Source organism: Mycobacterium sp. TH-M82, assembly GCF_057473605.1.
Genome location: NZ_JBYCKY010000232.1, coordinates 1 through 3,171, shown reverse-complemented (window position 1 = coordinate 3,171; position 3,171 = coordinate 1). Strand labels below are relative to the sequence as shown.

General features: G+C 65.5%; 3 protein-coding genes. 1 reads left to right on the top strand and 2 read right to left on the bottom strand.

Annotation, left to right across the window (positions count from 1 at the left end):
- On the top strand, window positions 1-755 hold a 755-nt coding region (locus AC2VON_RS06885), incomplete at its 5' end, for an amidohydrolase family protein (protein WP_486952272.1).
- Window positions 756-788: 33 nt separating this feature from the next.
- Here the strand turns inward: AC2VON_RS06885 and AC2VON_RS06880 are convergent.
- Window positions 789-1,508 carry a TetR/AcrR family transcriptional regulator gene (locus AC2VON_RS06880; protein WP_486952271.1) on the bottom strand — a complete coding sequence of 240 codons (720 nt, stop codon included), beginning with the start codon at window positions 1,506-1,508 and terminating at the stop codon, window positions 789-791.
- 245 nt (window positions 1,509-1,753) lie between these two features.
- The coding region (locus tag AC2VON_RS06875) for a helix-hairpin-helix domain-containing protein (RefSeq protein WP_486952270.1) at window positions 1,754-3,171 on the bottom strand (1,418 nt) is incomplete at its 5' end.

The following is a 3,171-nucleotide window of genomic DNA, read 5'->3' as shown; positions in this document are numbered from 1 at the left end:
ACGGCTGCGACGAGATCCGTACCCGGGTCCGCCAGGAGATCCGGGCCGGCGCCGACTGGGTCAAGTTCGCCGCGACCGGCGGCTTCGCCTCACCGTCCGACGATCCCGGCCAGGCCACCTACAGCCAGCAGGAAATGGACGCCCTCGTCGCCACCGCCGCCGACCTGGACATCCCGGCCACCCCGCACAGCTACGGCGACGAGGGTATCTGCCGGGCGGTACGGGCCGGAGTGCGCAGCATCGAACACGGAAACCTCGCCTCGGCCGAATCCCTGCGAATGATGGAGGACGCCGGGGTTTTTCTGGTGCCGACCCAGTACGCAATCCTGTCCGGCACCCGGCGCGCCGACGACGACCCGTCCTGGGCTGCGGTTCCGGACTACGCGCGCCGCAAGTTCGCCAAATACCGCGCGGCGCTGCTGGACGCCGCCGAACGGCTGGCTGCAAGCAGCGTACGGATCGCGTTCGGCACCGACGCCGGCATGTTCCCGCATCAGGAGAATTGGCGCGAGTTCGCCATGATGGTGTCTACCGGCATCACCCCGCTGCGCGCGATGCAGGCCGCCACCTGCGTTGCCGCCGAACTGCTGCGGCTCGACGACCTCGGCGTGATCGCCGCAGGCAAGATCGCCGACCTGGTTGCCATGCCCGGCGACCCGTTCACCGACATCGAGGTCACCGGCCGCGTCGACTTCGTCATGAAAGACGGTGTCATCTACAAACATCCAGCCCAGGCGGGTGCTGAGGCGCACTGACTTTGCCGGTGGCCGATGCTGGGGGGCATTGCCTCAGCTGGTACCGGTACGCGCAGCGATCCCGGTCTCGATGACCGATGCGAACGTGGTCAGGTCGGCGATGAGTTTGTCGATCGTGCGTGGCTGTGGTGAATTCGCATCGTAGATCCAGTCGGCGATGGTATCGAACAAACCACCGACGGTGGCCACTGCCAGCGCGTGATAGTCCATCGCCGCTGCGCGGGTGTTGTCCTCCGCAACCAGGTTTTCACGCCAAAAGGCCTCGATGAAAGCCGCCGCCCAGCGGCGGTTCTCCCGTCGCTGGGCTTCGACTCGCGGCGAAATGCCCGCGCGCTCGCCGAAGCTCACCACCGCGACGCGGGGGTCGTCGACCACTGCGTGCGCGAATACGGACAGCACCTCGCGCAGGGTGTCTTTGTCTTTTCGTTCGATCGACTGTTGCAGGGCCTGCGCCAGCCGTCGTTCGATGCGTTCGGTGATCTGGCGCAGCAACCCCACGTAGCAGTCCTCTTTGCTGTCGAACAGTTCGTAGAACGCCTTGTTGCCGACATAGGCCGTCTGACAGATCTGCTCGATGGAGGTGTTGTCGTAACCGTCACGGGCAAACAGTTCCAACGCCGCTGCCAGCAGGTGCTCGCGACGCTCGGCGCGCCGCTGTTCGGCGTCCAGACCGCGGATCCTGCGGGTGCGGCGGCGTGCCGGCGCCACCGAGCTGGGCGATCTGGGTGGTGGAAGCCTGCGCACCGCTGCCATAACGTTGGATTTTAGCCCTATCTGCCGCGAATCCATACATTCTAACCTGAGCTCTTGTTTCTAACCGGTTATTGTGTTGTAATCTTGGTCGGTGCTCCGCACTATCGTGTCGGACGCCACACAAGCCCCGGGGGTCGGGAGTCCAGCGACGGGTCCCCGACGGATTTCGGTCTGTCGGGGACCCGTCGAGGCAGTACCGGTGTGCGTTCGGGCCTGCCCTCACCGTGATCAGGGCGTGAGCCGATCTAGCCACCCAGGCAGCCGGGCCCCAGCAGCGCCTTGAGGTCGCCCATCAGCGCCGACGACGGTGTCACCCGCAAGGCGGAGTCCAGCTCTAAAACGGTGATCCGGTCGCCGCTGATCAGCCGCAGCTGCACCTGCGCCGTGCCGGGATGGCGTGCGAGAACCTGCTTGAGCGCGGTGACCTTGTCCAGCGTGCACTGCCGGGTCGGCATGCTGACCGCCAGCGGACAGTCCGACCGGGCGTCCGAAAAGTCCGGCACCGCAAGTTCGTTGGCGATCAGCGATATCCGTTCGTCACGGATCGCCACCTTGGCGCTGACGAGCACGACGGCGTCGTCAACAACCTCGGCGCCGTAAGCCGAGTAGGTGTGCGGGAAGAACATCACCTCGATGCCACCAGTGAGATCCTCCAATTGCGCTGATGCCCATGGCATTCCGTTCTTATTGACTCGGCGGTTGACCGACGCCAGGATGCCGCCGACCCGAACCAGCGCATCGTTGGGTACCTCGCCGTCCAGGATCGCCGGGATCGCGGTGTCGGTCTGGGTGGTGAGCAGGTGCGCTACGCCGTTGAGCGGATGCCCCGACACGTACAAACCCAGCATCTCCCGTTCCAGCGCGAGCCGGTGTTTGTCGGCCCACTCCTCGTCGGGCACCTTGATGGAAAACACCCCGCCGGCGGCGGCGGCGTCGCCGTCTGCCCCGCCGAACAGGTCGAACTGTCCCATCGCCTCGGCTTTCTTGGTGCCCAGCACCGAGTCGACCGCGTCGGCGTGCACCAGGAACAGCCCCTTGCGCGGGTGGCCCAGTGAGTCGAACGCCCCCGCCTTGATCAGCGATTCGGTGACCTTCTTGTTGCAGGCGCCCATTTCGACCTTGTTGAGGTAGTCGGAGAAGTCCGTGAATTTGCCCTTGGCCGTGCGGGTGCTGATCAGCGACCCCACCACGTTGGCGCCCACGTTGCGCACCGCGGCGAGTCCGGAGCGGATGTCGGTGCCCACCGAGGCGAAGTTCACACCGGACTCGTTGACGTCGGGCGGCAGCACGGTGATGCCGAGCCGGCGGCAGTCGGCAAGGTAGACCGCGGCCTTGTCCTTGTCGTCGCCGACCGAGGTCAGCAGCCCCGCCATGTACTCGGCCGGGTAGTTGGCCTTCAGGTAGGCCGTCCAGTACGACACCATCCCGTACCCGGCGGCGTGCGACTTGTTGAAGGCGTAGTCGGCGAACGGCAGGATGGTGTCCCACAGCACCTTGATCGCCCCAGCCGAGAAGCCGTTCGCTTTCATGCCCTCGGCAAATCCTTCGCGCTCCTTGTCGAGAACTTCACGCTTCTTCTTGCCCATGGCTTTCCGCAGGATGTCGGCTTGGGCCAGCGAGTAGCCGGCCACCTTCTGCGCGATGCGCATGATCTGTTCCTGGT